Origin of the sequence: Nocardia paucivorans NBRC 100373 (genome assembly GCF_000308675.1) — a bacterium.
Classification (GTDB): Bacteria; Actinomycetota; Actinomycetes; order Mycobacteriales; family Mycobacteriaceae; genus Nocardia; species Nocardia paucivorans.
Genome location: NZ_BAGE01000039.1, coordinates 99,462 through 106,763 on the forward strand (window position 1 = coordinate 99,462; position 7,302 = coordinate 106,763).

Below are 7,302 nucleotides of genomic sequence, written 5' to 3' on the forward strand. Positions count from 1 at the left end.
TTCTCGGTCGAAAACCGAAAAAGCCTTGTTCGAGCGGTATTTCGCGACGCGGGCAACCGATGTGTTTCGACTATCGCACACTACGTCCACGCGTGCCGGAAAGCCGATCCGGTTCCGCTCCATCGTGGTTCGTCCCCACCGTCTCCTGGACAAGGGTTATCCCAAGGCGTTATCCCAAGGGCGTTATCCCAAGGACAATGGCGGGGAGGGTGGGAACACGACCGGAAGCGCGGCCAGCGCCCGATGGAACGGCCCCGGCCGCCAGGCCAGGCGCTCCGCGGGCCCGGCCAACCGCATCTCGGGGAGAGCGTCGAGCAGCGTGTCGATGGCGTATTGAACGGTCAGGTATGCGACGGACTTCGCCGGGCAGGTATGCGGTCCGGTGCTCCACGCCAGGTGCGAGCGGTTGCCGATATGACTGCCCCCGGTCACCTCCGGATCGCTGCGGATCTCCGGATCGTTGTTGCAGCCGGTGAGACTGATGACGACCGGTTGATTCGCGGGCAGCCAGGTGTTCTCGACCATGATCGGCTGCCGCGGATAGGTGGTGCAGAAGTTCGCCATCGGTGGGTCGTCGAACAAGACCTCGTCGAGGGCATCGATCGTCGACAGATTCCTGCCGTAGTCGTCCCCGAACCCGAACCGGTCATCGGTGAGCATCAACAGCAGCGCGTTCGTGATCAGGTTGCGTTGCGCTTCGAATCCCGCACCGTAGAAGCTCATCAGCTGCGCGAATATCTCCACATCGTCGAGTTCGGTGGGATGCCGGACCAATCGGGAGGTGACATCGTCGCCGGGCCGTTCGCGTCGGAGTCGGATCAACTCCAACAGTGCTTCCTTGATCATCCCCATACCCCGGGCGGCCTTGGCGGTATCGACGGTGTCGAAGCGCGCGGCCATCCCGGAAGCCACCTGTTCCCCCAGGTCGGTGGGGCAGCCGACCATATGGTTGAGCACCTGTAGCACGAGCGGAAACGCGTACTGGCTCACCAGGTCGGCGGAACCGGCCGCGCAGAAATCGTTGATCAGCGGTTCGGCGACCTGCTGGACCGTGGACGGCAGAGTGTGCAGGTCGATCCCGTCGATGGCGTCCACGGAGGCCTGCCGATAGCGGGCGTGGGCCTCTCCGGTGTTGTATCGCGCGGCCGGATACCACTCCATCATCGGGCGGACGGGAGAGTCCGCCGGAATGGTGTTCTGCCAGGCACGCGGATCGGCCGGGAAATGATCGGGATCGTTGAGGATGCGCACCGCGGCCTTGTAGCCGATCACCAGGGTGGCCGGTACGTCGGGGGCGAGTTCGATCGGAACCATCGAGCCGTACCGCCGCCGCATCTCCTGGTAGGCGCGATGCGGGTCGGCGGAGAACTCGGGAACGTACAACGGCACCCGCTCCTCGTCGGGGCCGACCGGTGAACCGTGCCGCACGGGACACAGCCCGCTCGCGGCAAGCGGATGGCGGGGCAAAGGGGAAGGTTGGCTGGTCAAGGACATGACTCCAGAGGTGGGAAACGGAAAACCGGCGAATGCTCGAAGGTTTTCCTCAGAGCTGTCTGCTCGTTCGACACCACCGCACAGCGCGCTCGTTGCCGGGGTATCTCCTCCTGCGGATCACGGCCGTGGGGAAGATCGGTACTGCGGGGGGCACGGTCGAACACAAAGGCAGAAACTTGCTCGAAGAACACATTTTCGTTGGCGGTCAAAACTACCGTTTGTCGGAGTGATACCGCAACGTGCCGGCAACGCTCGGAATCATCGAGCCGGTCCCCGCGGCCGGTGCGTTCCTCCTCGTCCCGCATTCGAGAGCGTCATCTCGCGCATCGCGCAAGCCAGGGCCGGTATGGCGATTCTCATAGAAGGCATATCGCCTCTTTTCATGTGGTGATTTCGCGGGTTTCGCATCCCTGGCGAAATCGGCAGGGAAGGAGTCGTATGGAACGGGCCGGCCGGAAGCTGCGGACGGGAATGGCCGGTATCGGCGTGGGTGGTGAACTTCTGTCGCGGCGGAGCGGGCGCGGCTGCGCGGTCTCCGGCCCGGCGGCATACTGACCCCGGCCGTACCGCGCATCGGCGGGTTCATGCCGATCATGACCGTCTGCCATTCGGGTGTGCTCGTCTTCCTCGAACAGTACGGCCGTGACAGCGGCCTGATGGCGGGTGTCGGGGGCCTTCTTCATGGTCGAGCTGGGGTCGGTATCGGAACGGTTCTGCTCGATTCGGTACTCGTCGGTACTCGGTGGCCCCGGTTGTGCCGCCATATACGGGGTGGTGTCGTACAGGCCGGGCTCGAGTAGGTCTGCCGAACCCGGTGGGTGCCCGACCGAGCGTGATGGTGAACACGTCTCCGAGGTGTGGACCGGCCGATGCCCGCCCGGATGGCATCGACGGGGTTTCCCGTGCGGAGGCGGCGGTATCCGAGCGTCATGACCGACATCACCGATGCTTCGACACCGCTGCCCGGTACGGTCGACGGCGTGCGGCCACCCGTGACCACCGCGGCCGACGAGATCGCGGCGGCGCTGCGTCGGGCACGTGCGGCGCAAGCGGAGTGGGCGCGGGTACCGGCGGCGCGCCGAGGTGCGATACTGCGCGCGGCGGCGACCGCCGTGCGCGCTCGGGCCGACGATCTCGTCGCGACGCTGGAACGGGAGATCGGATGGTCGCGCACGTCGGGATCGACGAGTATCGCGGCGGGAGCCGGAACGCTGGAACAGTACGCCGAACTCGGACCGCTCCACCGAGGTCGTTCCCTGCATGGCAGCCAGGACGCCACCGATCTGATGATCCCCGAGCCGCGAGGGGTGGTGGTCGCGTTGACACCGTGGAACGATCCGGTGGCCACCGCGTGCCGTCTGCTCGGGGCGGCGCTGGTCACCGGAAACACGGTGGTGCACAAGCCGAGTGAGCGGTGTCCCCGCATCGGAATGCTGTTGGGGGAACTGATCGCCGACTGTGTTCCGGAGGATGTGTTGCAAACCCTGCCGGGCGGTGGGGAAGTAGGCTCCCTGCTGGCCGCATCGCCGGAGACGGATGTGATCGCACACGTCGGCGGCAGTGACACCGGCCGTCGCATCGCGGCCGCCGCGGCACGCACGGGAGCGAAGGTGCTGTTGGAGAACGGCGGTAACGATCCGCTGCTGATCGACGCGGATGTGGACCCGGGATGGGCCGCCGAGCAGGCGGCGCTCGGTGCGTTCGCCAACGCCGGGCAGATCTGCACCTCGGTGGAGCGGATCTATGTCCACTCCGGGGTCGCCACCCCCTTTATCAGGGCCTTGTGCGAGCATGCCGAACGGTGGAACGCCGACCCGCAGCCGTTGGTCGACGCCCGGCATCGGGCCCAGGTGCACGAACACGTCGTCGACGCCGTCGCGGGCGGGGCGCGTGCGCTGGTGGGCGGATACATCCCCGAAGGGGATGCCGCGGTATACCCGGCGACGGTGCTCACCGAATGCCTGCCGGAAATGCGGGTGCTGCGCGAGGAGACATTCGGGCCGGTGGCGCCGGTGCGAGTGGTGCCGGATTTCGCGGCGGCCCTGGATGAGGCGCGCACCGACACCCACGGTCTCGCGGCCACGGTGTTGACCGGTTCGATGGCGAATGCCCAGCGGGCGTGGCGAATGCTCCCGGTCGGGACGGTGAAGGTGAACGCGGTATTCGGCGGTGCGCCGGGCGGTGCGGCCCAGCCTCGGGGCCGTTCCGGTACCGGGTTCGGCCACGGCCCCGAGCTGCTGGACGAGATGACCACCGTCAAGGTCGTACATGTGGAGAGCCCGCCGGCGGTCCGCTGACGGCTCGCGGGGCGGTGTCCGCCGTAGTGCCGTGTCGGTACCGCTGTGCCGGTGCGTAACGACCTCGGGTGCGGCCCGGCTCGACTACCCGCGCAAATTGCGGTCGAACAGGGCCAGTAGTTCGCGGTAATGCCGGTCGGCGGCCTCGGGGTCGTGGGCGGAGGTATCGGCCTGGGTGTAGCCGTGTTGGGCCCCCTCGTAGACCTCGGTGCGGTAGCGGACGCCCGCGGCATCGAGTGCCTCGTCGAACTGGGCGATGTGCTTCGGAGTCATGTGGTCATCCTCGCCGGCGTGGGCGAAGTACAGCTCCGCCGTGATGTTCCCGACGGTCAGGTGGGGACTGTCCGGGGTGTCGGTGACAAGCGGTCCGCCATGGAATCCGGCCACCGCCGCGACCCGATCGGGGAACATGGCGGCGGCCGGCACCGCCGGCCGCGCACCCATGCAGTAACCGGTGAGGCCGACTTTCCCCGCGGCTACCTGCGGCGACGCTGCCAGCCACTCGAGGTGGGCGCCGACATCGGAACGCAGGCGCTCCGGTGTCAGCTCGCGGATCATCGGGAAGACCTGTCGGAAGATCTCCGGCCGCTCCGCCGGGTCGATGAGGTCCGGTAGTTCGATCACCGGTGCCCGACCGTGCCGATAATAGGCGTTCGGCGTCAGAACGGTGTAGCCGTGGGCGGCAATACGATCGGCCAGCGCCCGCAGACTCGGCCGCAGTCCGAACCCGTCCTGGATCACCAGCACTCCCGGATGGGCGGCGCCGTCGTCGGGGTAGGCGACATACGCGTCGGCGACACCATCGGGTGTCCGGATATCGACGGAAATACCGTGCACTGCGGTCAACGTGTTGAGCCCTACTGACGCATCGAACCTTTCGAACCTACTGCAGTCGGAATCGGCCATTCGGCTCGCCTCTCGGTCGGTAAGCGGCTCACCGCATACATCGTGGCTGTCGTTGCGGCGTTCCGTGTCCTCAGCGGTTCGCGGCGAACCCCGTGAACTTCCTGAGGTAGCCGACGATGCGACGCAGCGGAACGTTACGTGGCCAGTCGTTCGCCCTGAAATAGGCGTCCGAGCCTCCGTCGACGAATATCACGCTGCCGCAAAGGAATTCGGCCGCCGGGGACAGCATCATGAGTACCCAGTCCGCGATATGGTCGGGTTTGCCGAATCCACCGGTGGGAACCGGGAAGGAATTGATGGCCTTGGCCTCGGCCGGGGTCGCGAGCTGTCGCTCGAGCAGTGGGGTGAGGATCGCGCCGGGCGCGATGACATTGAGCCGGATACCCGCCCCCACCCATTCGGGTTTCACCGCGTGGCGGCGCACCCAGCGGCTCACCGCGATCTTGGAACCCGCGTAGACGAACGGAGCCGCGTTCTTGCCGAGGATCCGCACCGTCCGCACCGCTTTCGCGGTATTTCCCGCGAGGAAGGCGCGCACCATCCGGCGGGGTACGAGCGGTGTGGTGGTGGTCGAGTTGCTGCCGAACACGACCACCCGGGCGGAACCGGTCGCCGCGAGGGCCTCGCGCCAACCCTCCAGCAACTCCACCACGCCGAGATAGTTCACGTTCGCGATCAACGGCAGCCGCGTCGGGTCGGGCACCGGGCCCAGTCCGGCGGCCAGCACGGCGCCGTCGAGTCGGCCGTCCGTGGCGGTCAGCACGCCCTCGACGGCGGCGCGCCGCCCCTCCGGTGTCGAGAGGTCGGCGACGATATCGGATTCCTGGACATCGACCCCGATGACCCGATGTCCCTCGGCCGTCAGCTTCTCGGCGACGGCTTTGCCCATACCGGAGGCGGCCCCCGTTACCGCATAGACGCCCATGCTCAGTCCCTTCCTCTCGTCCTGCGGATCGCCCGTGGCAATCGGCAATCACAGAGGAGTCTGTCAAAAGTCGCGCCGAAGTGCATCGCACGGACCTCGCTCCGCAAACGGGGTTCGTTCCGGGTGGGAGGTATCGATATCGAGTAGCGGTGGCCTACGCTGATCGGTGCAGCTGGTTCGCCCGGCCCGGTCGTGAGGAGCCCCGAAGACCGGATCGAGCGTCGAAGCACCCGGTCCGTGGGTCGGGTGTGAGAGGGAACCCGGTGAGAGTCCGGGACTGTCCCGCAGCGGTGAGTGGGAACGACCGCCGTCATCAGCACTGGGCATTCGGCCTGGGAAGCGACGGCCAGTAGGTTCCGGCGGAAACGTCGGGTGCCCGCGAGTCCGAAGACCTGCCCGCTGTGGCGGGCACGCCGTGCCCGTCGGTCCACCGCCTCGGGGAATAGGCGCGTAGATCTTCGTGCGCCGCGGTTCGTGCCGCGGCCATGGGGTGTACCCGTTTGCCGGTGGTGGTCCTTCACGCAACAGCACATGGAGACACCGTGACTGCTACTTTCACCGCGACCGTACCGGGCTCACCTCGTATCGGTCCGAATCGCGAACTCAAGAAGGCCGTCGAGGCCTACTGGGCCGGTCGGCTCGACCGCGCCGGACTGGAAGCCGTCGGGGCCGAACTGCGCCGCGCTCAATGGATACATCTGCGGGAGGCGGGCCTCGACTCGATTCCGGTGGGCACGTTCTCGTATTACGACCATGTCCTCGACACCGCCGTCATGTTCGGCGCGCTACCCGACCGGGTGGCCGGGATCGCCGATCCACTCGACCGGTATTTCGCGGCGGCCCGCGGCACCGACACCGTGGCCCCGCTCGAGATGACCAAGTGGTTCGACACCAACTACCACTATCTCGTCCCCGAGATCACCCCCACCACGGTGTTCACCCTGGACGCCACGAAGCTCCTGGACGAATTGGCGCAGGCCCGGTCGCTGGATATTCCCGCCCGGCCCGTGGTCCTCGGCCCGGTGACATTTCTGCTGCTCTCGAAGGCGGTGGGCACGGATGCGTCGCTGCTCACCCGGATCGACGAACTACTACCCCTGTATGTCGAGCTCCTCGGCCAACTCGCCGCGGCGGGCGCCCAGTGGGTGCAGATCGACGAACCGGCGTTGGTGGCCGACCGGACGGCGGAGGAAATCGCGGTCGCCCGACGGGTTTACGACCGGCTGTCGGCGGTCCCCGAACGTCCGGCGATCCTGGTGGCCTCGTATTTCGGCGGCCTCGGCGACGCCTTGCCCGCTCTCGCGGAGACCGGGGTGGAGGGTTTGGCCGTCGACCTGGTCGCCGGTTCCGACATCCTCGCCACGGTGCCCGCGCTCACGCGCAAACATGTCGTGGCGGGAGTCGTGGACGGTCGCAATGTCTGGCGCACCGACCTCGATGCCGCCCTCGGAACACTCGGCACCCTGCTGGGCAGCGTGGGAACGTTGGCCGTATCGACATCGTGCTCGCTACTGCATGTGCCCTACACCCTCGAGGCGGAGACCGGGCTCGACGCCGGACTGCGGTCGTGGCTGGCCTTCGGCGACGAGAAAGTGCACGAGGTCGTCACGCTCGCGACGGCGCTGACCCGAGGTCGCGATGTGGTGGCGGACGAGTTCGCGCGCTCCCGCGAGGCCGTGT

4 protein-coding genes, 1 pseudogene and 1 riboswitch are annotated in these 7,302 nt (G+C 67.2%); of the genes and pseudogenes, 2 read left to right on the forward strand and 3 right to left on the reverse strand.

Annotation, left to right across the window (positions count from 1 at the left end; genetic code table 11):
- Nucleotides 1-183: 183 nt before the first annotated feature.
- Entirely contained in the window at nt 184-1,494 is a 1,311-nt protein-coding gene (locus ON32_RS11050) for a cytochrome P450 family protein (RefSeq protein ID WP_051133117.1), read from the reverse strand.
- A 929-nt stretch (nt 1,495-2,423) separates the two neighbouring features.
- Between ON32_RS11050 and ON32_RS11060 the strand changes: the two genes are divergently transcribed.
- A complete protein-coding gene (locus tag ON32_RS11060; RefSeq protein ID WP_040790756.1) occupies nt 2,424-3,791 on the forward strand; it encodes an aldehyde dehydrogenase family protein in 1,368 nt (455 codons plus the stop codon).
- Nucleotides 3,792-3,875: 84 nt separating this feature from the next.
- Here the strand turns inward: ON32_RS11060 and ON32_RS11065 are convergent, their stop codons facing one another.
- Both ON32_RS11065 and ON32_RS11070 read right to left on the reverse strand, forming a co-directional pair.
- Nucleotides 3,876-4,628: a dienelactone hydrolase family protein gene (locus tag ON32_RS11065; RefSeq protein WP_083874321.1), complete on the reverse strand. Its 753-nt coding sequence runs from the start codon at nt 4,626-4,628 to the stop codon at nt 3,876-3,878.
- A 139-nt stretch (nt 4,629-4,767) separates the two neighbouring features.
- Nucleotides 4,768-5,622, reverse strand: a complete 855-nt coding sequence (locus ON32_RS11070; protein ID WP_040790790.1) for an SDR family oxidoreductase — start codon at nt 5,620-5,622, stop codon at nt 4,768-4,770.
- A 214-nt stretch (nt 5,623-5,836) separates the two neighbouring features.
- Nucleotides 5,837-6,036: riboswitch (cobalamin riboswitch) on the forward strand.
- Nucleotides 6,037-6,164: 128 nt separating this feature from the next.
- Here ON32_RS11070 and ON32_RS11075 point away from each other — a divergent pair.
- Nucleotides 6,165-7,302: pseudogene (locus ON32_RS11075) on the forward strand (5-methyltetrahydropteroyltriglutamate--homocysteine S-methyltransferase); the annotation flags it as partial.